At 70.2% G+C, this 26,208-nt stretch carries 26 protein-coding genes; 10 read left to right on the plus strand and 16 right to left on the minus strand.

Going from position 1 to position 26,208, the window contains the following annotated elements; genetic code table 11:
• The first annotated feature begins 554 nt into the window (after window positions 1–554).
• The 4 genes from KGQ19_RS23205 (at window position 555) to KGQ19_RS23220 (ending at window position 4,399) form a co-directional block, all read left to right on the plus strand.
• Complete coding sequence (locus KGQ19_RS23205) at window positions 555–1,172, plus strand: hypothetical protein (protein ID WP_212011433.1); 618 nt, start codon at window positions 555–557, stop codon at window positions 1,170–1,172.
• Window positions 1,173–1,464: 292 nt separating this feature from the next.
• Window positions 1,465–3,129 (plus strand): energy-dependent translational throttle protein EttA, encoded by a 1,665-nt coding sequence (ettA, locus tag KGQ19_RS23210; RefSeq protein WP_212011435.1) that lies wholly within the window; start codon window positions 1,465–1,467, stop codon window positions 3,127–3,129.
• Window positions 3,130–3,263: 134 nt separating this feature from the next.
• Entirely contained in the window at window positions 3,264–3,665 is a 402-nt protein-coding gene (locus tag KGQ19_RS23215) for an acyl-CoA thioesterase (protein ID WP_368862151.1), read from the plus strand.
• The gene (locus KGQ19_RS23220; RefSeq protein WP_212011439.1) at window positions 3,662–4,399 is read left to right on the plus strand and encodes a DUF8185 domain-containing protein; all 738 of its coding nucleotides are present in this window, start codon (window positions 3,662–3,664) and stop codon (window positions 4,397–4,399) included. The genes KGQ19_RS23215 and KGQ19_RS23220 overlap by 4 nt, the downstream gene beginning before the upstream one ends.
• A 176-nt stretch (window positions 4,400–4,575) precedes the next feature.
• Here the strand turns inward: KGQ19_RS23220 and KGQ19_RS23225 are convergent, their stop codons facing one another.
• Window positions 4,576–5,076, minus strand: coding sequence for a YceI family protein (locus KGQ19_RS23225; RefSeq protein WP_212011441.1), 501 nt, complete (start codon window positions 5,074–5,076; stop codon window positions 4,576–4,578).
• 110 nt (window positions 5,077–5,186) lie between these two features.
• Here KGQ19_RS23225 and KGQ19_RS23230 point away from each other — a divergent pair, with 110 nt between their 5' ends.
• Complete coding sequence (locus tag KGQ19_RS23230) at window positions 5,187–5,690, plus strand: MarR family winged helix-turn-helix transcriptional regulator (protein WP_307856487.1); 504 nt, start codon at window positions 5,187–5,189, stop codon at window positions 5,688–5,690.
• Window positions 5,691–5,801: 111 nt separating this feature from the next.
• Here the strand turns inward: KGQ19_RS23230 and KGQ19_RS23235 are convergent, their stop codons facing one another.
• From KGQ19_RS23235 to KGQ19_RS23245, 3 genes are all read right to left on the minus strand, one after another.
• Window positions 5,802–6,503 (minus strand): M23 family metallopeptidase, encoded by a 702-nt coding sequence (locus tag KGQ19_RS23235; protein WP_212011443.1) that lies wholly within the window; start codon window positions 6,501–6,503, stop codon window positions 5,802–5,804.
• A gap of 164 nt (window positions 6,504–6,667) precedes the next feature.
• Entirely contained in the window at window positions 6,668–7,021 is a 354-nt protein-coding gene (locus KGQ19_RS23240; RefSeq protein WP_212011444.1) for a DUF6204 family protein, read from the minus strand.
• Window positions 7,022–7,117: 96 nt separating this feature from the next.
• Window positions 7,118–7,507, minus strand: coding sequence for a globin (locus KGQ19_RS23245; RefSeq protein WP_212011446.1), 390 nt, complete (start codon window positions 7,505–7,507; stop codon window positions 7,118–7,120).
• Between the two features lie 148 nt (window positions 7,508–7,655).
• Between KGQ19_RS23245 and KGQ19_RS23250 the strand changes: the two genes are divergently transcribed.
• Window positions 7,656–9,194: a DUF2079 domain-containing protein gene (locus tag KGQ19_RS23250; RefSeq protein ID WP_212011448.1), complete on the plus strand. Its 1,539-nt coding sequence runs from the start codon at window positions 7,656–7,658 to the stop codon at window positions 9,192–9,194.
• Between the two features lie 71 nt (window positions 9,195–9,265).
• Window positions 9,266–9,694, plus strand: a complete 429-nt coding sequence (locus KGQ19_RS23255; protein ID WP_212011450.1) for an OsmC family peroxiredoxin — start codon at window positions 9,266–9,268, stop codon at window positions 9,692–9,694.
• A gap of 137 nt (window positions 9,695–9,831) precedes the next feature.
• Here KGQ19_RS23255 and KGQ19_RS23260 read toward each other — a convergent pair whose 3' ends face one another.
• The 11 genes from KGQ19_RS23260 to KGQ19_RS23310 form a co-directional block, all read right to left on the minus strand.
• Window positions 9,832–10,779 carry an N-acetylglucosamine kinase gene (locus KGQ19_RS23260; protein WP_307856488.1) on the minus strand — a complete coding sequence of 316 codons (948 nt, stop codon included), beginning with the start codon at window positions 10,777–10,779 and terminating at the stop codon, window positions 9,832–9,834.
• Entirely contained in the window at window positions 10,770–12,038 is a 1,269-nt protein-coding gene (locus tag KGQ19_RS23265; protein ID WP_212011452.1) for a 6-phospho-beta-glucosidase, read from the minus strand. Before KGQ19_RS23265 ends, KGQ19_RS23260 begins: the two co-directional genes overlap by 10 nt.
• Window positions 12,039–12,076: 38 nt before the next feature.
• Window positions 12,077–13,258 carry an ROK family transcriptional regulator gene (locus KGQ19_RS23270; RefSeq protein WP_212011454.1) on the minus strand — a complete coding sequence of 394 codons (1,182 nt, stop codon included), beginning with the start codon at window positions 13,256–13,258 and terminating at the stop codon, window positions 12,077–12,079.
• A 156-nt stretch (window positions 13,259–13,414) separates the two neighbouring features.
• A complete protein-coding gene (locus tag KGQ19_RS23275) occupies window positions 13,415–13,813 on the minus strand; it encodes a TIGR03668 family PPOX class F420-dependent oxidoreductase (RefSeq protein ID WP_212011456.1) in 399 nt (132 codons plus the stop codon).
• A 2-nt stretch (window positions 13,814–13,815) separates the two neighbouring features.
• Complete coding sequence (locus KGQ19_RS23280; protein WP_212011464.1) at window positions 13,816–14,451, minus strand: response regulator; 636 nt, start codon at window positions 14,449–14,451, stop codon at window positions 13,816–13,818.
• A complete protein-coding gene (locus KGQ19_RS52015; RefSeq protein ID WP_212011466.1) occupies window positions 14,444–15,739 on the minus strand; it encodes a sensor histidine kinase in 1,296 nt (431 codons plus the stop codon). Before KGQ19_RS52015 ends, KGQ19_RS23280 begins: the two co-directional genes overlap by 8 nt.
• Entirely contained in the window at window positions 15,736–16,587 is an 852-nt protein-coding gene (locus tag KGQ19_RS23290) for an ABC transporter permease (RefSeq protein WP_307856489.1), read from the minus strand. The genes KGQ19_RS52015 and KGQ19_RS23290 overlap by 4 nt, the downstream gene beginning before the upstream one ends.
• A gap of 32 nt (window positions 16,588–16,619) precedes the next feature.
• A complete protein-coding gene (locus tag KGQ19_RS23295; protein WP_212011470.1) occupies window positions 16,620–17,519 on the minus strand; it encodes an ABC transporter ATP-binding protein in 900 nt (299 codons plus the stop codon).
• A 60-nt stretch (window positions 17,520–17,579) separates the two neighbouring features.
• Complete coding sequence (locus KGQ19_RS49875; protein ID WP_212011480.1) at window positions 17,580–18,644, minus strand: mechanosensitive ion channel family protein; 1,065 nt, start codon at window positions 18,642–18,644, stop codon at window positions 17,580–17,582.
• A gap of 51 nt (window positions 18,645–18,695) precedes the next feature.
• A complete protein-coding gene (locus tag KGQ19_RS23305) occupies window positions 18,696–19,625 on the minus strand; it encodes an LLM class F420-dependent oxidoreductase (protein WP_212011483.1) in 930 nt (309 codons plus the stop codon).
• Between the two features lie 11 nt (window positions 19,626–19,636).
• Window positions 19,637–21,775: a prolyl oligopeptidase family serine peptidase gene (locus KGQ19_RS23310; protein ID WP_212011485.1), complete on the minus strand. Its 2,139-nt coding sequence runs from the start codon at window positions 21,773–21,775 to the stop codon at window positions 19,637–19,639.
• A 263-nt stretch (window positions 21,776–22,038) separates the two neighbouring features.
• Here KGQ19_RS23310 and KGQ19_RS23315 point away from each other — a divergent pair, with 263 nt between their 5' ends.
• The 3 genes from KGQ19_RS23315 (at window position 22,039) to KGQ19_RS23325 (ending at window position 23,472) form a co-directional block, all read left to right on the plus strand.
• Window positions 22,039–22,581 (plus strand): HNH endonuclease, encoded by a 543-nt coding sequence (locus tag KGQ19_RS23315; protein WP_212011487.1) that lies wholly within the window; start codon window positions 22,039–22,041, stop codon window positions 22,579–22,581.
• A 101-nt stretch (window positions 22,582–22,682) separates the two neighbouring features.
• Window positions 22,683–23,096 (plus strand): aa3-type cytochrome oxidase subunit CtaJ, encoded by a 414-nt coding sequence (gene ctaJ, locus KGQ19_RS23320; protein ID WP_212011489.1) that lies wholly within the window; start codon window positions 22,683–22,685, stop codon window positions 23,094–23,096.
• Entirely contained in the window at window positions 23,083–23,472 is a 390-nt protein-coding gene (locus KGQ19_RS23325) for a DUF5130 family protein (RefSeq protein WP_212011497.1), read from the plus strand. The genes ctaJ and KGQ19_RS23325 overlap by 14 nt, the downstream gene beginning before the upstream one ends.
• 92 nt (window positions 23,473–23,564) lie before the next feature.
• Here KGQ19_RS23325 and pepN read toward each other — a convergent pair whose 3' ends face one another.
• Window positions 23,565–26,141 (minus strand): aminopeptidase N, encoded by a 2,577-nt coding sequence (gene pepN, locus KGQ19_RS23330; RefSeq protein ID WP_212011500.1) that lies wholly within the window; start codon window positions 26,139–26,141, stop codon window positions 23,565–23,567.
• Window positions 26,142–26,208 lie beyond the last annotated feature (67 nt).

Consider the following 26,208-nt stretch of genomic DNA (forward strand, 5'->3'; position numbering starts at 1 on the left):
CCCCCACTCGCCTCGCCCCCACATCAGCCATTCGGCGCCGTCTGCCCGCCCGCTCCCCAGGGCAAAACACCGCAGTGGGCGACATGAAGCGCGGTCGAGCGCGATGGATTCCAGTAGTGGCGGTCAGTGCCGCCGTGGGTGCGGCGGTGACCGGGGCGGTGGCGGCGCGGCATGTGGCGTCGTCCGGGCAGTCGATCGCGGCGGGTGCCGCGATGCCGCCTCGCCTTGCGCAGCCTGTTGCCTCGCGGGTGGTGCCGCAGCGTACGTATCCGCTTCAGGCTCCGCTTGTCGCGCCTGGCGATCGTGCGTTTCCTGATGAGGGGCAGTGGCGCGTCCTTACTGCCGACTCGCGTGGGGAGCCCGTTGTGCAGGGGACGCTCCTGCATGCCGCTGGTAGCTCCTCGCCTGTGGCGATCGCTTGGATCAAGCAGTCGGCGGCTCGCTTCGAGTTGCATCCCGGGTATTCGCAGCCCGGTGGGAGTTGGTCGCAGCCGGATATGCTGCCGCGCGATCGGCGTGATGGGCTTGTCGCCACGTGGAATGGTGGCTTCCTCATGGGCGATTCCGAGGGTGGCTTCTACCTCGACGGTAAGCAGTACGGTCCCCTCGTGCCCGGGGTCGCGGCCGAGGTCTTTCGGAAGGATGGTTCCTTCACGGTCGGGGTGTGGGGCCGGGATGTGAAGCTGGACTCCGATGTCGTCGGTGTGCGTCAGCAGCGGCAGTTGATGATCGACGGCGGTCGGATCGCTCCGGACATCGACTCGCTGTTCACCTGGGGTGTCACCGACGGCGGCGCTACTTATGTCCGTCGCTCCGGGGTCGGGGTCACGGCTGCCGGCGATGTTGTCTTCGCGTTGGGGCCGACGATGTCGCCGCGCTCGTTGGCCACCGCGTTGCAGCGGGCCGGGGCGGTGCGGGCCATGGAGCTGGACATCAACATCAGCTGGCCGTCGTTCATGGCGTACGACTCCTCCGCGAACGCCGGCGATCCGCGCCCCTTCAAGTGGGGCGACTACCCCCGGCCCGCCGAGCGCTACTTCAGTCCCTCGGCGCGGGACTTCGTCGCTGTCTACGCACGCACCGCCGGTGCGCAGGGTGGGTGCGTGGACGTCAGCGGGATGTCGCGGGCGCGTCCGGCGGACGCCGGGCTCGCCGATCCGCTGGCCTGCTGAAACGCGGGCGGCCCGCGCAACCGACCTGCGCAACCGGTTCGCGCAACCGGGCCACGCATCCGACCTGCTGAAACGCACAGCAAGCAACCCCCGAAACCCGGCCGGGAACCTGACCCGAAAACCGGCCGAAGCCTGGCCAGAAACCCGACCCGAAACCCAACCCGAAACCCGACCGCGAACCCACCCCACCCCCAAACTAAGAACCCTGACACCCGCCGTGACCCCCGTCACACCCCCGCCTTCCGAGTGAAGGCGTCATAACCATTAACCCGCGGCAACTAAGCTCTAGGTCATGGCGGAGTACATTTACACCCTGCGCAAGGCGCGTAAGGCCCACGGCGACAAGGTCATCCTCGACGACGTGACCCTGTCGTTCCTGCCGGGGGCGAAGATCGGCGTCGTCGGTCCGAACGGTGCGGGTAAGTCCACCGTGCTGAAGATCATGGCCGGGCTGGAGACGGCGTCGAACGGTGACGCCAACCTCGCGCCGGGCGCCTCCGTCGGGATCCTGCTGCAGGAGCCCCCACTCGACGAGTCCAAGAATGTGTTGGAGAACGTCCAGGAGGCCGTCAAGGAGACCCTGGACCTGCTCAAGCGGTTCAATGAGATCGCTGAGCAGATGGCCACCGACTACTCCGACGAGCTGCTCGCCGAGATGGGCAAGCTCCAGGACGAGCTGGACCACCGCAACGCCTGGGAGCTGGACTCGCAGATCGAGCAGGCGATGGACGCCCTGCGCTGCCCGCCCGGCGATGCCGACGTCAAGGTGCTCTCCGGCGGTGAGAAGCGCCGGGTCGCGCTGTGCAAGCTGCTGCTGGAGGCCCCCGACCTGCTGCTGCTCGACGAGCCCACCAACCACCTGGACGCCGAGTCGGTGAACTGGCTGGAGCAGCACCTGGAGAAGTACGCCGGCACGGTGGTCGCCGTCACCCACGACCGGTACTTCCTGGACAACGTCGCCCAGTGGATCCTGGAGCTGGACCGCGGCCGGGCCTACCCCTACGAGGGCAACTACTCGACGTACCTGGAGACCAAGGCCTCGCGTATGCGGGTCGAGGGCCAGAAGGACGTCAAGCGGCAGAAGCGGCTGAAGGAAGAGCTGGAGTGGGTCCGCTCCAACGCCAAGGCCCGCCAGGTCAAGAGCAAGGCGCGACTGGCGCGGTACGAGGAGATGGCGGCCGAGGCGGACAAGATCCGCAAGCTCGACTTCGAGGAGATCCAGATCCCGCCGGGCCCGCGTCTGGGCAGTGTCGTGATCGAGGTCTCCGACCTGGTCAAGGGCTTCGACGACCGGGTGCTGATCGACGATCTGTCCTTCACGCTGCCGCGCAACGGCATCGTCGGCGTCGTCGGTCCGAACGGCGCGGGCAAGACCACGCTGTTCAAGACCATGGTGGGCCTGGAGCAGGCGGACGGCGGGTCGGTGAAGATCGGCGAGACCGTCTCGATCTCCTACGTCGACCAGGGCCGTTCCGGAATCGACCCGAAGAAGTCGCTGTGGGAGGTCGTCTCCGACGGCCTGGACTACATCAAGGTCGGCCAGGTCGAGATGCCCTCACGGGCCTACGTCTCGGCGTTCGGCTTCAAGGGCCCGGACCAGCAGAAGCCGGCCGGCGTGCTCTCCGGCGGTGAGCGCAACCGGCTGAACCTGGCGCTGACCCTGAAGCAGGGCGGCAACCTGCTGCTGCTCGACGAGCCCACCAACGACCTGGACGTGGAGACCCTGACCTCGCTGGAGAACGCGCTGCTGGACTTCCCCGGCTGCGCCGTGGTCATCTCCCACGACCGCTGGTTCCTGGACCGGGTCGCCACGCACATCCTGGCGTGGGAGGGCGACTCGAAGTGGTTCTGGTACGAGGGCAACTTCGAGGGCTATGAGAAGAACAAGGCCGAGCGCTTGGGCCCGGAGTCGCTGCGTCCGCACCGCGCCACCTACCGGAAGCTGACGCGCGACTGATGACCGGCACCGCCGAGACGAGCAGGACGACGGGCACGACGGGCACGCCGACGAGCGCGCCGACCGCCTCCGCGTCCCGCAAGGCGCCATCGCCGCCCCCCGCGCCGCAAGGGCCGGGGCGGCGGCACGTCTACCTGTGCCCGCTGCGGTGGTCCGACATGGACGCCTACCAGCACGTCAACAACGTGGTCTACCTCCGTTACCTGGAGGAGGCGCGGGTGGACTGGATGTTCCGCCGCGCCTCCGAGGCCGGGGTGGAGGGGTTCGCCACGTTCGGCACCGTGGTGGCCAAGCACGAGATCGAATACAAGCGCCCGCTGGTCTACCGGCCCGAGCCGGTGCGGGTCGAGGTGTGGGTGACGGCCATCGCCACGGCGAAGTTCACCGTCGCCTACGAGGTGCGCGACGACGAGCAGGTCTACGCGATCGCCTCGTCGGTGCTGGTGCCGTTCGACATCGCGGGTGGCTATCCGCGGCGGCTGTCGCCGATGGAGAAGGACTACCTCGGCGAGTACTACACCCCGGCGGCGGCATGAACGCGCGGGTGTCGGAGCTGCTGCTGGCCGGTCCGGCCGAGGCCGCCGACCTGGGCGGATACCTGAGCCGGCTGCTGCGGTTCGACAAGGCCGCGGCGGTGCGGGTGGTGGCTTCGGGGTCCGCGGTCGGGGTCTACGGGCAGCCGCCGTTCGATGTGCTGACGCTGCGCACGGTCGCGTTGGGCCCCGGCGAGGCCGTGACCGGCGCCGACATCGACAGCACCGGTATCGGCATCGACATCACCAGTATCGACATCGACAGCACCGGCATCACCGACACCGACTCCATCGACATCACCGTCTCGGCCGGCGACCTGCTCCACGCGATCGCCGACGACGGCTCGCTGGCCCTGCCCCGCCCGCTGGCCGGGGCGACCGCCTGGACCGGGTTCCTGCCGCCGCGCGTCGGCTGGCAGGCGACCGGTGAGCTGCCGGTCGCTGAGGTGGAGACCGCGGCGCTGGCCGGGATCGCCGAGTTCAAGGAGCGGGCCGAGGCGATTCCCGACCGGGAGCGGACCCGGGCGTCCGTGGACGGCCTGGCCGCGGAGATCTGGGACCGGCCGCTGTCCTTCGGGCTGTCGGTGCGGGCCGCGCACGCCGCCCGGGCGATGGCGTTCCTCGGACAGGCACAGTCCGCGTCGGTCGTGGTGCGGTCGGCGGGGCGGTGGCTGCGGCTGGACGCGCCGTTCGGGACCGTCGTGGTGCGGACCGGGACCGGACTGCTGGCCGGCTGACCAGACTCAGCACAACCACACTGACCAGCCGACCAGACTCAGTCCAGCCACACCGACCGGGTCCTGCCACACCGACCGGGTCCTGCCACACCGACCAGACGTAGCCCAGCCGCACCGCCAGCCAGCTGACCAGGCCCAACTCCGTCGCCCCGGCCAGCCTCATCCCTCCCGCGGGCTCATCCCTCCCGCGTGAACCGCAGCTTGACCCGTATCTCGCCCTTCCCGGCCATCATGCCGAGCTGGTTCCACGTCATCCCGAAGTCCGCGCGCACATAGGGGATCGTCGCGGTCAGCGTGACGTTGTCGCCGTGCCGGTCGGCGTGTGCCAGGAACGTCATCGGCCGGACGGTCTGGCGCACCTTCAGCGTGCCCCGGACCTCGACCTCGGCGCTGTCGGTGGTCACCGGGCCGATCCGGTCGACGACGAACTGGAACGTCGGGTGGTGCTCGACGTCGAAGAAGTCGGCCGAGCGCAGGTGGTCGTCGCGCTTGCCCAGCCGGGTGTTCAGTGACCCGGCGTCGACGGTCACGGTGCCCTCGCCGGTCCCGTCCTCGGCCAGCACGCCCTCGGCGTGGACGGTCTGGAACACGCCGCGGACCGTGACCAGCCCCCAGAAGGTCTTGTTGCGGACGGCCACCTCGTGGCCGGCGGGATCGAGGATCCACTTCTCGCTCATGACGGGCTCCCACACAGGTAGCGGACGTGCGCAGATAGGTAGCGCGCAATCTTCTCGCCAGCAATTAGCTAACTAGCGAGATAGTAGCTCGGTGGCCTATCCTGGTCAACGTGAGTGGGACGGAAGGGCACAGCGTGGGAGAAGGGGCCTGCCCCTCGACGGCGGACCTGGCATTGCTGCGGCAGTGGAACCAGCTCCAGGGGGCGTTCCGGCGGCTGAACGGCCGGCTGCTCGACGACGTCGAGGCCAGCACCGGTGTGTCACCCTCGGCCTTCCAAGCGCTGTGGTACCTGGTCAGCAGCCCCGAGTACACGGCGAAGATGAGCCAGCTGTCCGGGATCCTCGGCTTCTCCACGGCCGGCACCACCAAGGTCGCCGACCGGCTCGCCGAGGCCGGGCTGATCGAGCGCGCCCCCTCGGCCGCCGACCGCCGGGTGATCCTGGTGACGCTGACCGACCACGGGCTCGAGGTCGCCAGCGAGGCGATCCGCACCTTCCTCGGGGCGCTGCGCGAGCGCGCGGTGGAGCCGCTGGGGACGGAGGGCTTCGCGGAGTTGGTGAAGTCGGTGGCGGGGCTGGATCCCGGCGGCGCGGGGAGTGCCGACGGGTGCTGACGGGTGTTGGCGGGTTGTCGGATGCTGACGCGTGCTCACAGGCGCTCACAGGCGCAGACAGGCGCTGATGCGAGCAGCGCGCTAGGCGACTACCCCTGCTCACAGCCGCGGTCAGACCGTGACGCCCTTGCCGCGAAGCCAGCCGAGCGGGTCGATGAGCGCGCCGTCGCCGGTCGTGACCTCGAAGTGCAGGTGCGGGCCGGTCGAGTTTCCGGTGGAACCGAGGTAGCCGACGGTCTGCCCGGCCGCGATGGAGCCCCCTGAAACGGCTACGCGCGACATGTGGTTGTAGGCGGTGGACGTACCGTCGGCGTGCTTCACGACGGTCCGCAGGCCATAAGGTCCGGCCCAGCCGGCGGAGACGACCGTGCCGTCGGCGACTGCCCGGATCGGGGTGCCGTGCGGTGCGGCGAGGTCGAGACCGGTGTGTTTGCCACTGCTCCAGTTGGCGCCGCTGCTGCCGAAGGTGGCGGTCACACGCGCGCCGGGCAGGGGCGATACGTGGGTCGGCTTCGGGGCGGGCGGGGGAGTGGGTGCGGCTTCCGGCGCTGCGGCAGGCGCAACGGGCGCAACAGGCGCGGCAGCCGCAGGGTGCATCCGCGCGGCGAGAAGATCGGGCGCGGCGGCAGTGGCGGCGTCGCCAGTGTTGGCGGCGACAGCCTGGTGTGCCTCGGCGATGGGAGCGCCAGGCCGTGCGGCGGCTGCGGGAGTGGCCACGGCGGCCAATGCCAGCAGCACGCCGGCGCCGGACGCGATAGCCAGCGGGCGTCGACGGTCGGGGTGGACGAGCTTGCGGTGACGTGCGGAACGCATCACCTCAAACTAGACAAACGATGCCATGCGAAGAGTTGCTACTTGGTGGCTAAAAGTAGCCACTCATCATAAGAACCTACCGCCAGCAGCAGCTCACGCCGCGAATCCTCCCACGCCGCAGCGAACCCGCGCCGACCACCGCATGTGAGGCAACTCGCGCCGCCCTACCCCGCAGCCTGAGCCTTCCGCTGCCGCTTCGCCAACGGCATCAAAGCCATGTCCTCGGCGCTGACCTTCAGCCTCTTGTACCCGTACCCGCGCTCGCCGAGCCACAGCTCCGCCTTGGCCTGCGCACGCTCCCCGGCAGCGACGATGTCCTCCTCGCGCTCACCGTGCTCCAGGTAGCGGAAGGTGAAGAAAGGCCGCATCGACAGGTCATAGGTCAGCCGGCCTTCCGGGGTGAACGCCGCGTTCAGCACGTCGTGCTCCGCCGCCTCGGCGAGCAGGGCCGCGCGCTGCTCGTCCGTCAGGGCGTCGAAGGAGCCGCGGATCATGACCCGGAAGGTGCGTTCGTCCATGGCGCCGACCTTAAACCGCTGCGGAGCGGCGCCACGAGCGGTTTTCTGTTCGGACCGTTCCGACTACTCGGATCATCCGGACGATTCAGCGTTGATCTACTCGGAGTTGACCATGCTGTGCGCGGCGCGGAGCAAGTAGTCCCACAGCTCCGCGGCGTACAGCGGCGGCAGTTCCAACTCGTCCACGGCTACCCGCATGTGGGTCAGCCACGCGTCGCGCGCCGCCGGGTCCACCTTGAACGGGAAGTGGCGCATGCGCAGGCGCGGATGCCCGCGCTGTTGCGAGTAGGTCGTCGGGCCACCCCAGTACTGCTCCAGGAACATCCGCAGGCGTTCCTCAGCGGGGCCCAGGTCCTCCTCCGGATACATCGGCCGGAGTAGGGGATCGGTCGCTACGCCCTCATAAAAGCGCGCGACCAGCTTGCGGAAGGTCGGCGCGCCGCCGACCGCCTCGTAGAACGTGACGGGTTCCTCGCGATCACTCACGCGGCCATTCTCCCATCGTTCAGAGGGCGGGTTCTATGCTTCATCCATGCCGGGGGAATCAAAAGCGCTGGATACGGGGTTCACGGAGCCCGCAAACGCGCCCGAGAACGCGCCCGTGCCCACCGGTCTCCGCCTGCCCAGGCTGCCTATGCCCCGGGTTTCCGCGGAAGTCGAGGGAGACGGACCGCCGGTCATAATCGCACGTTTCGCCCCCTGGCTCATCGCCGCGGGCGCCTTCGTCCTCTACGCCCTCATCGCCATACTCCGCTACGAACGCCGCGAGTCCATGTCCTGGGACCTCGGCATATTCACGGAGGCAGTCCGCGACTACGCGCACTTCCAGGCACCCATGGTGGCCATCAGAGGCGAGCGCATGGATCTCCTCGGCGACCACTGGCACCCGATCCTGATGCTCCTGGGCCCGTTCTTCAGAGTCTTCCCCACCCCGGTCACCCTCCTGGTAGCGCAGTCCCTACTCCTGGCCCTCGCGGCCGTCCCGCTCACCAGGACCGCCATCGACTTCCTGGGCCGCTATCAGGGGTACGCAATCGGGACCGCCTACGGACTGTCCTGGGGAGTCGTCCAGGCGGCGAACTTCGACTTCCATGAGGTCGCCTTCGCCGTCCCCGCTATAGCGTTCAGCCTCTGCGCGTACATACGCAGGGACTACCGCCGGACCATCCTGTGGGCGCTCCCACTCCTCTTCGTCAAAGAAGACCTCGCGCTCCTGGTCCCGATCATCATCGCGATAGTCCTGGTCCGTGCCCGCTTCTCGGGCCGCATCGTGACCCAAGGAGCGGTCCTCGTCTCCGGCGTCGCGCTGGGTGTGCTCACGACCTCCCTGCTCGTGAAGGTCGTCATACCGCACTTCAATCCGAACGGTGTCTACGAGTACTGGAACGAAGGCGGCTGCCTCAATCCCCAACTTCACACCGGCCTCGGAAAGCTCGTCACCTGTGTCCCGCGACAGTTCATGAACGGCATCGGGGTCAAAGAGCGCACCGTCTTGATGACGCTGCTCCCGGTCGCCTTCGTCGCCCTGCGCTCCCCGCTGGTCCTGCTCGCGGTCCCGGCGCTGGTGGCCCGCTTCGTCAACGTCATGCCGTCCTACTGGGGCACGGACTTCCACTACAGCGTCGTCCCGATGGTCGTGGTCTTCGCCGCCGCGATCCACGGCCTGATCCTGATCAAGGAGTCCCGCGAACGCGCCGCCGAGGCCGCCGCCGATGACCTCAAGGCCGCCGGTGACGACGACGGCCGCCCGCAGACCTGGCTCCGCACCATCGGCGACGCCCAACTCCGGCACGGCGCCGTCGTCATGCTCGGGATCGCCGTCGCGCTGACCCAGTCCTTCCCCCTGAACGACCTGTGGCAGCACGAGACCTGGTTCCCCAGCGCGCGTGCCAAGGCCATCAAGCGGGCCGAGGCGCTGGTCCCGTCGGGGGTGACCGTGGAGACCACGGTCGCCATGCTGCCGGCGCTCGCGGCCCGCACCGACGCGCTGTGGATCGGCAACTCGAACATCGTCGTCCCGCCCGACTACGAGGCCTTCGACATAGACCGGTCGGGCTGGGCGGGAGAGCCCTCGGCGCTGGACTTCGTCCTGGCCCGGCACCCCGGCTATGACTACCAGCAGGTGTTCGCCGACCCCGCCGACAACGTGTACGTGTTCAAACGGACGGACTGAGCACGCCCGGGGGCTGCGTGAGAGGATCGCGTCGGAAGCTTTCGACTGCAAGGTAGAAGGTAGGGACATCTATGGCGACTACGCGCAAGGCCGACACCCACTGGGAGGGGAGCCTCCTCGACGGCAAGGGCAACGTCACGCTGGCCTCGTCGCACAGTGGCACCTTCGACGTCACCTGGGCGTCGCGCGCCACCGACACCGCGGCGGAGACCAGCCCCGAGGAGCTGATCGCGGCCGCGCACGCCACCTGCTACTCGATGGCGCTCTCGCACGGCCTGGCCGGCGCGGGCACCCCGCCGCAGAACGTCGACACGCACGCCGAGGTCGACTTCCAGCCCGGCGAGGGCATCACCGCCATCCGGCTCGTGGTCCGGGCCTCGGTGCCGGGCCTGAGCGCTGAGGACTTCCAGTCCGCCGCCGAGAACGCCAAGGCCAACTGCCCGGTCTCCAAGGCGCTGGCCGGCGTGCCGTCCATCACCCTGGACGCCGCGCTCGTCTGAGCCCACCGGGACGATGAGCGGTAGGTAAGACAAGCGAATGACTGAGGTCCCTGTCGCAGGACAGGGACCTCAGTCATCTCAGGAGACGAACCCGGCGCATGAGCGCCGAGGCCGTACAACCACCGCAGCTGCGACGCCTACCGCCGGGCCAACTCGTCCAGCCCCAGCAACACCGCCCCGTGGATCGGCCGCTCGGTCGCCACGGTGAGCACCGCGCGCGGAGCCCGCTCGGCGAACCGCCGCTGGATCCCGGCCGTCAGCAACGGCTGCCGCGCCCGTAGCACCCCGCCGCCGAGCACCACCTCGACCTCGGCGTCCATCAGGTCCAGCCGGCCCATCGCGGCGAACGCCCACGCGCACACCTCGTCGGCCAGCCGCTCCACGATCGAAAGCGCCACCTCGTCGCCGAGCCCGGCCACCTCGAACACCAGCGGCGCCAGCTCCCCGAACCGGTCTTCGGCGATCCGGCCGAAGTGGATGGCCTCGACCAGCTCGGCCATCGAGGCGCAGCCGAAGTACTCGGCCACCGCCTTGCGCAGCACGGTCGGCGCGCCGCGGCCGTCCTCGGCCCGCACCGCGTACCAGTGCGCGGTCTCACCCAGGCCCGGGCCGCCGCCCCAGTCGCCGGACAGCGTGCCCAGCGCCGGGAAGCGCGCGTGCCGGCCGTCCGGGGCGATGCCGACGCAGTTGATGCCGGCGCCGCAGACCACCGCGACACCCCAGGGCCGCGAAGTCCCCGACCGCATGAGCGCGAACGAGTCGTTGTCGACGACGGTCCGCTCGGCCCAGCCGCGCCCGGCGAACTCCGCGCTCAGCGCCTCGACCTCGACCGGGAAGTCGGCGCCGGCGACGTAGGCGGCCAGCAGTTCGGCCAGCGGCTCGTCGGCGGCCAGGCCCAGCTCGGCGCGGATCAGCGCCACGCCGGCCGCGGCCACCGAGACGGCCCCGCCCACCCCGTCCAGGTGCGGCGTGAACCCGCCCACCTGGACGCAGGCCAGCACCGTCCCGTCCGCCGTCGCCAGCGCCACCTCGGTCTTACTGTTCCCGCCGTCGATCGCCAGGACGGCCGCCCGACTCACGCCCACGGCAGGAAATCACGGTTCTTGGCGACCAGCGAGTCGGCCAGCTTGTCCGCCAGGTCCGCCTGCCCGACCAGCGGGTGCGCCAGCAGCGCGGTGCGGACCCGGTCCACGCCGCCGTTGATCGCCGCGGCCACGGCCAGCTCCTCGTAGGCGGAAACGTGTCCGATCAGGCCCCGGTACAGCGGCTCGATCGGCGCGCGCAGCGGCGCCGGACGGACCCCGGAGGCGTCGACGATCGCCGGGACCTCGATCACCGCGTCGTCGGCCAGGAACGGGAAGGTGCCGGCGTTGCGGACGTTGACCACCAGCTCCTCGCCGAGGTCGCCGTGCAGCGAGGCCAGCAGTTCGACCGCGGCCTCGGAGTAGAACGCGCCGCCACGCTTGCTCAGCGCCTCCGGCTTGGTGTCCAGCGCCGGATCCGCGTACTGCGCCAGCAGCTCGGCCTCCACCGCCGCGACCGCCTTGGCCCGGTTCTCGCCCTTGGCGACCTGGTCGATCTGCTCCTTGACCACGATGTCGTGGGCGTAGAAGTAGCGCAGGTAGTAGGAGGGGATCGCGTTGAGCCGGCGGATCAGCTCGGCCGGCAGCTCGATGTCGTGCGAGATCTCCTCCAGCGACTCGCCGAGGTACTTCGGCAGGAAGTCCTCGCCGTCCAGATAGAACCCGCGCTCCCAGGTCAGGTGGTTGAGACCGACGTGGTCCAGCTTGATCCGCGAGGGCTCCACCCCCAGGTGCGCGGCCGCCCGGCGCTGGAAGCCGATGGCCACGTTGCACAGCCCGACCGCGCGGTGCCCGGCGTCCAGCAGCGCGCGGGTGACGATCCCGACCGGGTTGGTGAAGTCGATGATCCAGGCCTGCGGGGCTATTCGCCGGACCCGCTCGGCGATGTCCAGCACCACCGGCACGGTCCGCAGGGCCTTGGCGAAGCCGCCGGCCCCGGTGGTCTCCTGGCCGACGCAGCAGAACTCCAGCGGGAAGGTCTCGTCCACGTTCCGGATCGTCTGTCCGCCGACCCGCAGCTGGATCAGCACCGCGTCCGCGCCCTCGACCCCCGGCTCCAGTTCGGTGTGCGTGCTCACGATGCCCGGGTGGCCCTGTTTGGCGAAGATCCGGCGGGCCAGCCCGCCGATCAGCTCCACCCGGTCCGCGGCCGGGTCGATCAGCGCCAGCTCGGTGAGCGGCAGCGTGTCGCGCAGCCGCGCGAACCCGTCGACCAACTCCGGCGTGTACGTCGACCCACCGCCGACAACCGCGAGTTTCATATCAGACTCCTGTCCCGGTCCGTGTCTCCAATGCCCGGCTACACCCCGCGGTTGAAGAGGTCTTCGCGCACCGTCCGCAGCGCCGCGTGGATGGCTCCGGCCAGGACCGGGTTGCCCTCCACGGTGGACACCGCGAGCGTGGGGCGGGGGACCGCGACCGCGTGCAGCTCGTGCGTGATCAGGTCTTTGAGGAGGTCGCCGCCGGCGCGCAGGGTGCCGCCGGACAGGACGACGAGCGAGGGGTCCAGGACCGCCAGCACCGGGGCCAGCCCGCGCGCCGCGCGTCCGGCCAGGGTGGTCAGCATCGCCTCGTTGCCGGTCTCCACGGCCCGGCGCACCGCCTCGGAATGGTCGTCGACGCGGATGCCGTGCTCGCGGGCCAGCTGCAGGACGGCGGGGCGGCCGGCGATGTTCTGGAAGGTGTTCTTCACCGGTTTGGCGGTGTGCGCCAGCGGGTCCGCCGGGTCCAGGGCGACCGGCATGTAGCCGATCTCGCCGGCCCCGCCGGTGGCGCCGCGCACGAACCGGCCGTCCTGCACGATCGCCAGCCCGATGCCGTTGCCCAGCCACAGCACCACGAAGTTCTCCGAGCCCCGGGCCTGGCCCAGGTGCTGCTCGGCGATGGCGGCGAGGTTGACGTCGTTCTCCACCTCGACCCGCACCCCCAGCAGCTCGCGCAGCCGGGCCAGGTTGCCGCCGTGCCAGCCGGGCAGGTCGCGGGCGAAGCCGAGCTGGCCGGTCTCCGGATGCGGGGCGCCGGGCACGCCGATCACCACGTGCCGCACCGCCCCCGGGTTCAGCCCGGCGGCCTCGGCGGCGCCGTGCAGGGCGTCGCGCACCCGCTCCACGCTGCCGGCCGCGGTGCGCCCGACCACCGGCACCTCGAACTCGCCGATCACCTCGCCGGTCAGGTCGCAGACCGCGGCGGTGACCCGGGTGTGGGTGACGTCGACTCCGCCGGCGTGTGCGGCAGCGGGGTTCACGGCGTACAACTGTGCGCTGGGTCCGGGGCCGCCGGCGGCGGTGCCGGCCGGCACGATCAGGTCGGCGGTCAGCAGCCGGTCCACGAGCTGGCTGGCGGTGGGTTTGGACAGCCCGGTCAGCGCGCCGATCCGGGTGCGGGTCAGCGGACCGTGCTCCAGGAGCAGTTCCAGAGCCGACCGGTCGTTGATGGACCGCAGCAGGCGGGGGGTACCGGGGGTGGTGTCAGGATTGGCCACGGCGGCATTCTCCTCCCCGCTTCCCGGCGTCTTCGTTCATCTATTAGGAAAGTTTACTAACGAAAAGGCAGGTTAGCGGTCCCGACCCCGCCCGTCAAGAGTCTTCCCTCCGCGGCGGCGATTGATCAGGCTATGGCGATTGAGCAGCTATACAGATCAGGCCGTCCAGCCGGACCACTTGGCGACCGTCACGGCGATCGCCGGGCCTTGCGGAGGCATCGCACGGTACTGCGGGTACTTCCGCTCGAACGCGGCCAGCACCGCCGGCGTCAGCGGGCTGACGTGGGCCGTGCCGTCGGCGCGGGCCCACCACAAAACGCTCCAGTCGGCGGTGTAGTGCTCCGTCAATAAGGAGACGTGTGGGTTCGCCTGGATGTTCCGCAACCGCTTCAGGTCGGTGGAGCGTTTGGGCTTGTGGTCCACCACCAGTGCCAGAGCTTCGCCGACCGCGGCGAAGACTACCGGCACCAGATGAGGGACGCCTGAGGCGTCCGCGGTGGCCAGGATCGCGTGCGGCCGGGCCAGGAAGGTGGCTTTCGCTTCCTCAGGGGTCATGGCTACAACAACCCCTGGGCCATCGCTTTCGTCACCGCCGCCGTGCGGTCGTCCACTCCGAGCTTGCCGAACGCCCGGACCAGGTGGGTCTTGACGGTGGCCTCGCTGATGAACAGCTCGCGCCCGATCTCGGCGTTCGCCAGGCCGCGGGCGACCAGGGCCAGCACCTCGCGCTCGCGCGGGGTCAGCGGCTGCGCGGCGGGCTGACGCATGCGGCTGACCAGCTTGGCGGCCACCGCGGGGGCCAGGACCGTCTCGCCGCGGGCGGCGGCGCGCACGGCCTCGGCCAGGTCCGCGCGCGGGGTGTCCTTGAGCAGGTAGCCGGTCGCCCCGGCCTCGACCGCCCGGACGATGTCGGCGTCGGTGTCGTAGGTGGTCAGGATCAGCACCTTGATGGCCGGGGCCTCGGCGGCCAGCCGCGCGGTGGCCTGGACGCCGTCCACGCCGGCCATCCGCAGGTCCATCAGCACCACGTCCGGCGCCAGTTCCAGGGCCAGCCGCACGGCCTCGGCCCCGTCGGCGGCCTCGGCCACCACGTCCAGGTCCGGTTCGGCGGCCAGCATGCCGGTCAGCCCGGCGCGGACCACCGGGTGGTCGTCGACGATCAGGACCCGCAGACCCGCTCGCGGTTCACTCATAGGGCACCTCCGCCTCGACCCGCGTCCCGGCGCCGGGCGCGCTGGTGATCGTCAGCTCGCCGCCGACCTGTTCGACCCGCTTGCGCATCGAGCGCATCCCGAAGCCGTCGCACGACTGCTCGGCCATCCCGACCCCGTCGTCCTCGACGGCCAGGGTGAGCCGCTCGGTGCCGTAGGTCAGCCACAGCGTGACCGTATCGGCCCGGGCGTGCTTGCGGACGTTGGCCAGCGCCTCCTGCGCCACCCGCAGCGTCACCACCTGCACGTTGGCGGTCAGCGGCCGCGGGTTCCCGCCGATGTCGACCGCGGTGGCCATGCCCAGCTCCTCGCCTATCCGGGTCGCCGCCCGCCGCAACGCGGTGTCCAGCGGCAGCCCGGCGGTCGGGTCGCCGCCGATCAGGGCCCGGGCCTCGGCCAGGTTCTCGCGCGCGGTCCTGGCGGCCAGCTCCAGGCGCTCCCGGGTGGTGTCCGGATCGCTGTCCAGCGTCGCCTCCGCGGCCTGGACCAGCATCAGCAGGCTGGTGAAGCCCTGCGCCAGGGTGTCGTGGATCTCCTGGGCCAGCCGCTCCCGCTCCTCCAGCACCCCGGCGGCGTGGTGCGCCTGCTCCAGTTCGGCCCGGGTGGCCTCCAGCTCCCGGATCAGGTCGCCGCGCCGATCGTTGTCGCTCAGCATCTCGACGAAGAAACCGCCGATGAAGAGGTTGAACAGCAGTGCCGATCCGGCGGTCAGTCCCCAGGCCGCCAGACTGCCCCAGGACACGCCGTCGCGCAGGGCGATCGGCAGGCTCAACAGCGCCGCCAGCACCGCCAGGAACCCGATACCGCGCAGCCGGAACCCGGTGAGCGGGGAGAACTGGGACAGCACGATGGGTGCCATGAAGGTCAGGCTCGGGTCGCCCCAGACGATGGCGAACGAGAGCGTGCACACGATGGCCAAGTGGGCGTAGACGGCCCGGCGGCCGCGGCGGTCGAGCAGCCAGGGATACTCCAGCAGCAGGTACGACGCCGACATCCCGGCCAGCGCGAAGTACAGCCACACCGGCCCGTGTTCCAGCGCGACCAGGATGACGCCGACCGTCAGCCCGAAGTGCCAGGCGACGGCCCAGATCCGGGCGATCCGCTGCCAGGAGCGGTAGGACTCGCGGCGGTCCTCCTCGACGGTGTCCAGGGCCGGGGCCGGTGTCCGCCCGGGCTCGGGGTCCTCCGGTCCGGAGGACGCCGGGGACGCCGAGGACGCGCTCAGGGCGGCCGGGCCGTTCGGCCCGACCGCCTCGACGGGCTGGATCACCCGTCGTCCCTTCCCCGCCACGTGAACGTCTTCAGGCACATCACCAAGCCGACCACACACCAGGCGGTCAGCACCAGGGCGAGCCGTCCGTGTTCCCAGGACCCGGCCGGTTCGGAGTACTTGAACGAGTCCGGCAGGAACACCGACCGCATGCCCTGGCACAGCCACTTCACCGGGAACACCGCCCCGATCTCCTGTACCGGCTTGGGCAAGGTCGAGAACACGATGAACACACCGGAGATGAACTGCAACACCATGATCGGCAGCCACACGACCGCCGAGCCGTTCTCGGACCGGATCAGCCCGCTCAGCCCGATGCCCAGCAGGCTGCACGCGGTGCAGCCGAGCAGCAGCACCCAGGTGAAGGTCAGCCACGGGCCCGGGGAGGTCGGCAGGCGCAGCCCCATCACCGCTACCCCGACCGTCAGCATCACGGCGACCTGCGCGAGCGTCGCGGCCAGCACCGAGGCCACCTTGCCGAGGAAGTAGGACACGGCGGGCATCGGCGTGCTCCGCAGCCGCTTCAGCGCCCGGGTGTGGCGCTCGGTGGCCACCTGGTAGGCCAGGTTCTGCAGCGCGCCGTTGATGACGCACATGCCGATCATCCCGGTCGCGTAGACCTGCTGGTAGGTCGCGTCGGTCCCGGCTATCTTCCCGCGGAAGATCGACCCGAACAGCAGCAGCATCACCACCGGCAGCGCGAAGGTGTAGATCAGCAGCCCGGTGTTGCGGGTCAGCTGCAGCACCTCGACCCGCATCCGGACCCGGCCGATCCGCCAGACCTCGCTCCACGGGGCCCGCTGCCGGCCCGCATCGTCAGTCGTCCCCGTCCCCGTCACGGCCCCCACCGTTTCGACTGTCTGTCCCGACGTCATGGCACTCATCGCGCGCTTCCCTCCGGCTTTGCGGTCTCTTGCGGTCCGGCCTCGGGCGATCCGGTCTCCTGCGACCCGATCAGCCCCAGATAGATGTCCTCCAACGACGGCCGCACCACCGACAGCCCCGGGATCTCGCCCCGGAACAGCGTCGAGAGCTCCGCGATGAAGCGAGTCGGCTCCGCGGTGCGCTCCTCGCAGCGCCGGCCGTCCTCGTCCCAGGTCACGATCGCCTGGGCGTGGTCCCGGCCGCCCAGCCGCTCCGGCGAGGCGACCTCCACGAGCCGGCCCTTCGCCAGCACCCCGACCCGGTCGGCCAGGGCTTCGGCCTCGTCCAGGTAGTGCGTGGTGAGCAGGATCGTGGTCCCGGCGGTGCGCAGCGAGCGGATCATCTCCCAGAACTGCCGCCGGGCGGCCGGGTCGAAGCCGGTGGTCGGCTCGTCCAGGAACAGCAGCTCCGGGCCGCCGACGATGCCGAGCGCCACGTCCAGCCGGCGCCGCTGGCCGCCGGACAGCCTGGAGGTGAGGGTCCGGGTCTGCTCGGTGAGCCCGACGGCCGCGATCACCTCGTCCGGATCGCGGTGCGTCGGGTAGTAGGCGCCGAACTGCCGGACGGCCTCGCCGACCCGCAGCATCGTGAAGTCGCGGGCCTCCTGCAGGACGACCCCGATGCGGGCCCGCCACCGGTAGTCCGCCGCGGCCGGGTCCACGCCCAGTACCGACACCTCGCCGCCGTCGCGGGACCGCAGCCCCTCCAGGATCTCCACGGCGGTGCTCTTGCCGGCGCCGTTCGGTCCCAGCAGCGCGAAGATCTCGCCGGCGGCGACGTCCAGATCGACGCCGTCGAGAGCCGCGGCGTCCCCGTAGTTCTTGCGCAGTCCCTTGACGCGCAGTGCTGTGGTCATGCCTCCACAGTGGCCCCCGAGGGGGTCCCGCCATGAGGTGCTACCGGTTGAACCCCGGGGTCAACCGGTCGATGGACCCTTCACGGGTTGCGGCACGATGGAAACCACGTCCTCGGCGCCGTTGGTCCCGCTGGCCGCGGTCACGCCGACCTTCACCCCGGTCTCGTCGAACGCCGCGAGCAGCCGTGAGCGCAGCTCCCGCGCGACCTCGGAGCTCTTGCGCGGGGCGGTGCGCATGCTGACGCGCATCATCATGTGGTCGCCCTCGATGGACTCGATGCCGGCCACGGTCGGGGCCTCGGACAGGAAGCTGTCCTTCCACATCGGGTCCTCGAACAGCTGGTGCGCGGTCTCGACCATGACGTCCCGGACCCGCTGCGGGTTCTCGGTGTAGGAGACCGGCACGTCCACGATGGCGCGCGCGTGGCCCTGGGACTGGTTGCCGATCCGCTTGATCGTGCCGTTGCGCACGTACCAGACCACACCGTCGATGTCGCGCAGCTGCGTGACCCGCAGCCCGACCTCCTCCACGGTGCCCTTGGCATCGCCGGCGTCGATGAAGTCGCCGACCCCGTACTGGTCCTCCATGATCATGAATATCCCGGCCAGCAGGTCGGTGACCACGTCCCGGGCCCCGAAGCCGATCGCCACCGACAGGCCGCCGACCGAGGCCAGGATCGGCCCGGTGGAGATGTGCAGCTGCTGGATGATCATCAGCGCCGCGATGATCATGATGGTGACGCTGGCGATGCTGCCGAGCACCCCGCCCAGGGCCCGGGTGCGCTGCATCCGGCGCTCGGCGCCCATCAGCAGCCCGTTCTCCAGGAACCGGCCCGGCTTGGACTCCGCGCGCATCGCGGCCTTCTCCACCGTGCGGCGGATGAAGGTCAGCGTGACCTTCCGGATGAGCAGCGAGACGATGATGATCGACACGATCGCGATCGTGTCGGAGATGATCACGCCGGAGTGGTCGCTGAACCAGTTGCTCGCCTTGACCACCTTCGTCGTCAGGTCGCCGGTCGGATCCGGCGGCGGCGGCGTGCTCGGATCCGTCGGCGGCGTGCTCGGACCGCCCGACGCGAGTGACTTGTGCGCGGCGGCGATGAGGGAGACTGCGGCGGACACTGGTTCGGGCCTCACGGACTCGTGCGATTGGCGTAGGAAAACATCGACAGATTAGAGGATCCGCGCGTGCGGAAGAACTTCGTCCGCGAGGAGTTCGAGCTGGTCGAGGTCGTCTAGGTCGAAAGTGCGCAGGTAGACGCGCCGCGTTCCGATCGCGTGATATTCGCCAAGTTTCTCCGCGAGCTGCCCCGGAGTCAGCCGCAGGACGATCTGGTTCGCCGCGGCCGTCCGGCTGATCGCCTCAGCGCGCCGTTCGATCTCCGCGTCGGTCTTTCCGCAGGCCACCACCAAGGTCACGGACAGAGTCAGGGTGTCCGGATCACGGCCCACTGCCTCGCACACCTCGCGTACCCGGACATAACTCTCCGCGACCTGATCCGCCGGCCGGAAGTTCGAGTTGTACTCGGCGGCGTACATCGCGGCCAGCCGCGGCGTCCGCTTCGGCCCGCGACCGCCGACGATGATCGGCGGATGCGGGTTCTGCGTCGGCTTGGGGAGCGCGGGGGAGTCGGTGAGCTCATAGTGCTCACCCTTGAACGAGAACGTCTGGCCGGCTGGCGTGCTCCACAGCCCCTTGACGATCTGGAGCTGTTCCTCAAGGTGGTCGAACCGGTTGTCCGGGAACGGGATCCCGTACGCCGCGTGCTCGTCGCCGTTCCAGCCGGCGCCCATGCCCAGCTCGACCCGGCCGCCGGACATCTGGTCCACCTGCGCCACCTGGATCGCCAGCGGCCCGGGGAGCCGGAACGTGGCCGGGGTGACTAGCGAGCCCAGCCGGATCCGCGTCGTCTCGCGGGCCAGCCCGGCCAGCGTGGTCCAGCAGTCGGTGGGACCGGGCAGCCCGTCGGCCGCTCCGCCCGCCCGGTAGTGGTCGGAGCGGAAGAAACCGTCGAAGCCCAGGTCCTCGGCAGCGCGGGCGACCCGCAGCAGGGTGTCGTACGTGGCGCCCTGCTGCGGTTCCGTGAGTACTCGAAGATCCATAAGACCCAGAGTTACACGGCCGGTGCGCTCTCTTCCAGCCCCAACTGCGCGGCCAGGAAGGCCCACATGTCGGCGTAGACGCCCACGGTCTTGGAGACGCTGCGGGCGCCGTGGCCGGCCTCGCGCTCCAGGCGGAGCAGCACCGGCCGCTCCGTGATCGGGGCGGAGGTGGCGTGCTGGAGCGCGGCGGCCAGCTTGCGCGCGTGCAGCGGGTCGACGCGGCTGTCGCCGTCGAAGACCGGGAACAACGTGGCCGGATACACGGTGCCCTCGTGCACGTTGTGGTACGGCGAGTAGGCGATCAGCCAGCCGAACTGCTCGGGGTCCTCGGCGGTGCCGAACTCCTCGTTCCAGGTGACGCCGAGGCCGAACTGTTCGTAGCGGATCATGTCCAGCAGCGGAGCCCAGCAGACCACTGCCGCGTACTTCTCAGGATGCTGGGTCAGCGCCGCGCCGACCAGCAGACCCCCGTTGGAGCCGCCGAAGACGCCGAGCTGCTCCCGCGTGGTGACGCCGTTGTCGACCAGCCAGTCGCCGGCGGCGTGGAAGTCGTCGAAGACGTTCTGCTTGTTCGCCATCATCCCGGCGCGGTGCCACTGCTCGCCCTCCTCGGACCCGCCGCGCAGGTTCGCGACGGCGTAGGTGCCGCCGGCCTGCACCCAGGCCAGGATCCGCGCGCTGTAGCCCGGGGTCATCGGGACGTTGAAGCCGCCATAGCCGTAGAGGATGGTCGGCTTGGGGCCGGCGCTGTCGGTGCCGCTGTCGCTGCCGCCGCCGTCGATGACGAACATCCGGACCTCGGTGCCGTCCTTCGAGGGGTAGGTGACCTGCCGCGTGCGGACCTCCGGGATCTCCACCTCGGCCGGCGGGCGCTCCCACAGGGTGGTCTGGCGTGTGCGGGCGTCGAAGTGGTGGATCTGTACCGGGGTGGTGAAGTCGGTGTAGCCGAACCAGAGCTCGTGGCCGCCTCCGTGCCGAGTGCTCAGCCCGGCCAGCGTGCCCAGACCCGGCAGCGGGATGTCGGCGACCTTCTCGCCGGTGCGGGCGTCGTGCAGAGACAACTCGGCCACCGCGTGCCGGGTGCGCGCCACGACCAGCAGCGGGCGCTCCAGCTCCGGACCGTCGAGCAGCGCGTAGGAGTCCAGGACGGCCTCGGGGTCCTCCGGGACCAGCTCGCGCCAGTTCTCGTAGCGGAGGTCGCCGGTCGGCGCCACGCAGATCCGGCGGCGCGGGGCGTCCCGGTCGGTCCACAGCAAGGCGCTGCCGGCCAGCGGGGAGTCGGCCTCGCAGATGTCCACCGAGGTCAGGTTGTCCAGCCCGACCTGGACCGGGGTCAGGGCGGGGCGCTCGGGGGAGCTCGCGGTCAGGTCGGCGACGTAGATGTCGTTGCGGGGCGCCGTCCCGGCATGGGCGTTCACCTCCAGCCAGCGGCCGTCCCGGGTCACCGACATGTCGTAGTAGTTGGTCTTGGGCTGACCGGCGCCGAAGATCTCGACGTCCTCGGCGTCCGGGTCGGTCCCGACTTTGTGCAGGTGCACGCGCCGGTGGTACTGCTCGTCGCCCTTGGGCACAGTGTCGGGATGCGGCTTGCGGACGTAGTAGTACGCCTCACCGCCGGGCAGCCAGGCCACCGGCGTGTACTTGGCGCGGGTGATCGGGCCTTCGAGCCGTTCCAGGGTGTCGACGTCGATGACGTGCAGGACCGATTCCTCGGTCCCGGCCTCGGAGACCAGGTAGGCCAGGCGGTCGCCCTCCTCCGACGGCTGCCACCCGTCCAGCGTCGTGGTGCCGGAGGGGTCGAGCGCCATCGGGTCGACCAGCACCCGCTCGGTGCCGTCGGGCTCCACCGCGAGCAACACCGCGTGCTCCTGGTCGGGCAGCCGCCGGGTCACGAAACGGCGCCCGCCGCGCCAGTAGGGCGGCGAGACGTCGCCGGTCGCCATCAGCGCGCCCAGCCGTTCGGTGAAGGCCGGGACCGCGGGCCAGCTCTGCCGTGCCTCGGTGAACAACGCGTCCTGCTCGGCGCTCCAGACCTCGGTTCTGGGGTCCTCGGGGTCTTCCAGCCAGCGATAGGGATCGGGTACGTCACGGCCGTGTAGGTGATCGGCCGTCGCGAGGCGTTCGGCCTGCGGGTATGCAAAGGGCGACATGCCTGAGAAGACTATGTCTTGTGGTCGATCTGCGTTAACCCGCTTGTGACACATGATTTTGAAGATGTGAGTGAAATCTGGTAGCGCGGGAACCACAACAGCGGACAGACTGGATCTACCCGTGAACCGATCCGCGGACACGCGCTCCGACGTGCGCTGATGCGCCAGCTGAGGCATCAGCGCATTCAAGGGCGTGCTGGACGCGGATCGGGAACGTTAGCTCCGGCGCGAGCCACGCGTCGGACTCGGTCAGGAGGCCACCAGTGCCGCACGCACTTCTTTTGAACGCTTCATATGAGCCGTTATGCGTCGTGAGCCAACGCCGCGCAGTGGTTCTGATCCTCAGCGACAAGGCCGTCACCCTTGAGGGATCCGGCGACCTGCTCCACGCGGCCACCTGGTCGATGCCCGCGCCCTCGGTGATCCGGCTCACCCGCTACATCAAGGTGCCGAACCGCCGGGCGGTGCCGCTGACGCGGCGCGCCATCTTCGCCCGTGACGGCGGCCGGTGTGTCTACTGCGACGCACCCGCTACCAGTATCGACCATGTGATCCCGCGTTCGCGCGGCGGACAGCACGCCTGGGACAACGTGGTCTCGGCCTGCCGGCGCTGCAATCACGTGAAGGCGGACCGTCCGCTGCCGGACCTGGGGTGGCGCATGCGCCGGCCTCCGGCCCAGCCGGCCGGCTCGGCTTGGCGGATTCTGTCCTCAGGAAGACAGGACCCGCGCTGGTCGCCTTACCTCGAGGCGTACGGCGGTGAGCCCAAAGGGCACGGGTTGGAAGGCGCGTTCGCGGCCGCCTGACCTGAATCTCTATAACGCGGCACCGCACAGGAGCCGCTCCCGGTCAGCCGGGGGCGGCCCCTGCTTTTCCGGCGTGAGACCACGTCAGATACCGTGGAGCCGTGAAACCACCGACCACCCCCGAAGCGCGGACGCGCCGGGCGTTGCGTGCGGCGGCCCTCGGCTCGCTGGCGGCGGTGCCCCTGCTGCTGGCGTCCCCGGCGTTCGCCCTGCACCGCGACGCGGGCGACGACCCCGGTCCCGGCATGTCCGCCGTCGCCACCATCCTCGTCTACATCGGCATCCCGGCTGCGATCTTCTGCGTCATCGCGCTGTTGGTGCTCGCCCCGTCCATCGCCCGCGGCAACCGCTACCGCCCGCACCAGCTCAGCTGGTGGGCGGCGCCGGTCTGGTTCGGCGGCCCGCGCGACGAGCGCGGCGACACCGCCGACCGCGCGCTGACCGGCACCTCGCTGAAGGAGCTCACGGCCTACTCCGAGGCCCAGACCGAGGGAGGCGCCAGTGCCCGCTGGTGAAGCTTTCAGCGCCCGACAGGAGCAGGACATCGCCAAGGCGATCGCCACCGCCGAGCAGCAGAGCGGGCTGAAGTTCTCGGTCTACGTCGGCTCCGTCGAGGGCGACCTGCACGCCCAGGCGGTGCGCCTGCACCGGCAGCTGGCCGACGCCGACTCCGCCGTGCTGGTCGTCGTCGACCCGCGCCGCAACCAGCTCCAGATCGTCACCGGCGTGGACGCCAAGCGCCGGGTCGACGACCGCGCCGCGGGCCTGGCCGCGGCCGCCATGGCCTCCACGTTCGCGGTCGGCGACCTCGCCGGCGGGATCGTCAACGGCCTGGGGTCGCTGATGGAGCACGCGCAGAAGGCGCCGGTGCTGCACGCCGACCAGCCGTAGCCGGTTTTCCCACGCTGTGAAGCGGCCCGGGCGGGTTTCCCCGCCCGGGCCGCTTCAGCGTTCTGGACCGTCCCCGGTCCTGTTCACCGGACTCAGGCCGCCAAGCGGTCCGTCTCCTGCGCCTTCAGGCAGCGTCCGATGGTGTCCGCGGACTCCACGACCAGTCGCCGCAGCGCCGGCACCGGCTGCGCGGTGTCCAGGAAGGTCTGCGTGGCGTCCAGCGTCGCCTGCTCGATCACGAACGTCGGGAACAGCCCGGTCGCGATCTGGGTGGCGATCTCGTGGGTGCGCGCGTTCCAGGCGCCCTCGACCGACGCGAAGTACTTCGCCACGTACGGCTTGAGCAGTTCCTCGCGCTTGTCCGCCGGCACCGACTGGAAGCCGCCGATCACCGAGGCGACCGTGTGGTTGGCCAGCGTGTCGCCGTCCACCACCGACGCCCAGGCCTCGGCCTTGGCCTCGGTGGTCGGCCGGGCGGCGCGGGCCTGGAGCGCGTACCGCTCGCCGGTCGCGGTCTTGTCCCGCTCCAGCTCCGCCTCGATCTCCGGCACGTCCGCCTTGCCGCCGACCACCAGCGCCAGCAGCAGCGTCCAGCGCAGCTCGGTGTCGACGGTCAGGCCCTCCAGCGTCTGCGAGCCGTCCAGCAGACCGGCCACGTAGGCCAGCTGCTCGTCGGTCAGCGCGGTGCCGGCGAAGGAACGGGCCCAGGCCAGCTGGAAGTCCGAACCCGGCTCGGAGGCCTTGAGGTGCTCCCACGAAGCGTCGGCCAGCATGGCCTGGCCGGTCGGGCGCCACGCCGGGTCGGCGAACAGCTCGACCGCGGACTTGGCCTGCCGCTGCAGCAGCTGGGCCACGCCGATGTCGGACTCCCGGCCGACGCCGCGCAGGACCAGCTTGAGATAGTCGCGGGCGGCCAGCTCGGCGTTGCGCAGCATGTCCCACGCGGCGCTCCAGCACAGGGTGCGCGGCAGCGACTCGGCGAAGTCGCCGACGTGGTCCACCAGGGTCGCCATCGAGTGCTCGTCCAGGCGGATCTTGGCGTAGCTCAGGTCGTCGTCGTTGAGCAGGACCAGCGCCGGGCGGGCCTTGCCGACCAGATCGGCGACCTCGGTGCGGGCCCCGGTGACGTCCAGCTCGACCCGGTCGGTGCGGACCAGGGCGCCGTCCACCAGGTTGTACAGGCCGATCGCCAGCCGGTGCGGGCGCAGCGTCGGGAACTCCTCGGAGAAGCCCTCCTGCTCCACGGTGAAGGAGGTGAAGTCACCGGCGTCGTCGAGCTCGTACACCGGCCGCAGGGTGTTCGGCCCGGCGGTCTCCAGCCAGAGCTTGGCCCACTCCTTCAGGTCCCGGCCGGAGGTCTCCTCCAGCGCGCCGAGCAGGTCGGCCAGCGTGGTGTTGCCCCACTGGTGGCGGTTGAAGTAGGAGCGCACGCCCTCGAAGAAGTGGTCGTCGCCGACCCAGGCCACCAGCTGCTTCAGGACCGAGGCGCCCTTGGCGTAGGTGATGCCGTCGAAGTTGACCATCACGTCGTCCAGATCGCGGATCTCGGCGACGATCGGGTGCGTGCTGGGCAGCTGGTCCTGGCGGTAGCCCCAGGACTTCTCGCCGTTGGCGAAGGTGGTCCAGGCGTCCTTGAACCGGGTCGCGGCGGTCTGCGCGTAGAACGAGGTGAAGGTGGCGAACGACTCGTTCAGCCACAGGTCGTTCCACCACTGCATGGTGACCAGGTCGCCGAACCACATGTGGGCCATCTCGTGCAGGATGACCTCGGCGCGCTGCTCGTAGGCGGCGTTGGTGACCTTGGACCGGAAGATCATCTCCTCGCGGAAGGTGACGCAGCCGGCGTTCTCCATGGCGCCGGCGTTGAACTCCGGCACGAAGAGCTGGTCGTACTTCGCGAACGGGTAGTCCCGGTCGAACTTCTCGGTGAAGAAGTCGAAGCCCTGCCGGGTGATCTCGAAGATCTCCTCCGGCCGCAGGTACTCGGCCAGCGAGGTGCGCACGGCCACCGCCAGCGGGATCTTCTGCCCGCGCTTGGTGGTGTGCTCCGAGCGCGCCACGTGGTACTTGCCGCCGACCAGCGCGGTGATGTATGAGGAGATCCGCGGGGTGGCCTCGAAGGCCCACACCGCCGTGCCGTCGCCCTGGGAGTGCGGCTCCGGGGTGGGGGAGTTGGAGAAGATCTGCCAGGCCTCGGGGCCCTGGACGGTGAAGGCGAAGGTGGCCTTCAGGTCCGGCTGCTCGAACGCCGGGAACACCCGCCGCGACTCCGGCACCTCGAACTGCGTGTACAGGTAGGCCTCGCCGTCGACCGGGTCGATCATCCGGTGCAGGCCCTCGCCGGTGTTCATGTAGGCGCAGTCGGCGACCACCCGCAGTTCGTTGTCCGCCTGCAGGTTCGACAGCGCGATCCGGCTGTCCTTGAAGGCCTCGGCCGGGTCCACCGGCTGCCCGTTCAACCAGATCTCCCGCACGCCGGGGGCGATCAGGTCGATGAATGTCGAGGCGCCGGGGGTGTTCGCCCGGAACCGCACTGTCGTGGCGGAGGAGTAGGTCTTCGCCTCCGGATCCGGGGCGTTCGACCAGTCCAGGCTCACCTCGTAGGACTGGACCTCCAACAGCGCCGCGCGCTCCTGGGCTTCTTCGCGGGTCAGATTGATACCGGGCACCCTTGCACGGCTCCTTATCGCTTTGAGTCGAAGTGTTTGCCATCGATCCTTGCACGATCGCCCTTAT

The organism is Catenulispora pinistramenti (genome assembly GCF_018274385.1).
Classification (GTDB): domain Bacteria; phylum Actinomycetota; class Actinomycetes; order Streptomycetales; family Catenulisporaceae; genus Catenulispora; species Catenulispora pinistramenti.

Coding starts and splice junctions, on each gene's coding strand:
- KGQ19_RS23265 (WP_212011452.1), bottom strand. CDS start 12,038: ATGAAACTCGCGGTTGTCGGCGGTGGGTCGACGTACACGCCGGAGTTG.
- KGQ19_RS23220 (WP_212011439.1), top strand. CDS start 3,662: ATGAACGCGCGGGTGTCGGAGCTGCTGCTGGCCGGTCCGGCCGAGGCC.
- KGQ19_RS23250 (WP_212011448.1), top strand. CDS start 7,656: ATGCCCCGGGTTTCCGCGGAAGTCGAGGGAGACGGACCGCCGGTCATA.
- KGQ19_RS23255 (WP_212011450.1), top strand. CDS start 9,266: ATGGCGACTACGCGCAAGGCCGACACCCACTGGGAGGGGAGCCTCCTC.
- ettA (WP_212011435.1), top strand. CDS start 1,465: ATGGCGGAGTACATTTACACCCTGCGCAAGGCGCGTAAGGCCCACGGC.
- KGQ19_RS23240 (WP_212011444.1), bottom strand. CDS start 7,021: ATGGACGAACGCACCTTCCGGGTCATGATCCGCGGCTCCTTCGACGCC.
- KGQ19_RS23295 (WP_212011470.1), bottom strand. CDS start 17,519: ATGACCACAGCACTGCGCGTCAAGGGACTGCGCAAGAACTACGGGGAC.
- KGQ19_RS23305 (WP_212011483.1), bottom strand. CDS start 19,625: ATGGATCTTCGAGTACTCACGGAACCGCAGCAGGGCGCCACGTACGAC.
- KGQ19_RS23275 (WP_212011456.1), bottom strand. CDS start 13,813: ATGACCCCTGAGGAAGCGAAAGCCACCTTCCTGGCCCGGCCGCACGCG.
- KGQ19_RS23310 (WP_212011485.1), bottom strand. CDS start 21,775: ATGTCGCCCTTTGCATACCCGCAGGCCGAACGCCTCGCGACGGCCGAT.
- KGQ19_RS23235 (WP_212011443.1), bottom strand. CDS start 6,503: ATGCGTTCCGCACGTCACCGCAAGCTCGTCCACCCCGACCGTCGACGC.
- KGQ19_RS23280 (WP_212011464.1), bottom strand. CDS start 14,451: ATGAGTGAACCGCGAGCGGGTCTGCGGGTCCTGATCGTCGACGACCAC.
- KGQ19_RS23225 (WP_212011441.1), bottom strand. CDS start 5,076: ATGAGCGAGAAGTGGATCCTCGATCCCGCCGGCCACGAGGTGGCCGTC.
- KGQ19_RS23205 (WP_212011433.1), top strand. CDS start 555: ATGGGCGATTCCGAGGGTGGCTTCTACCTCGACGGTAAGCAGTACGGT.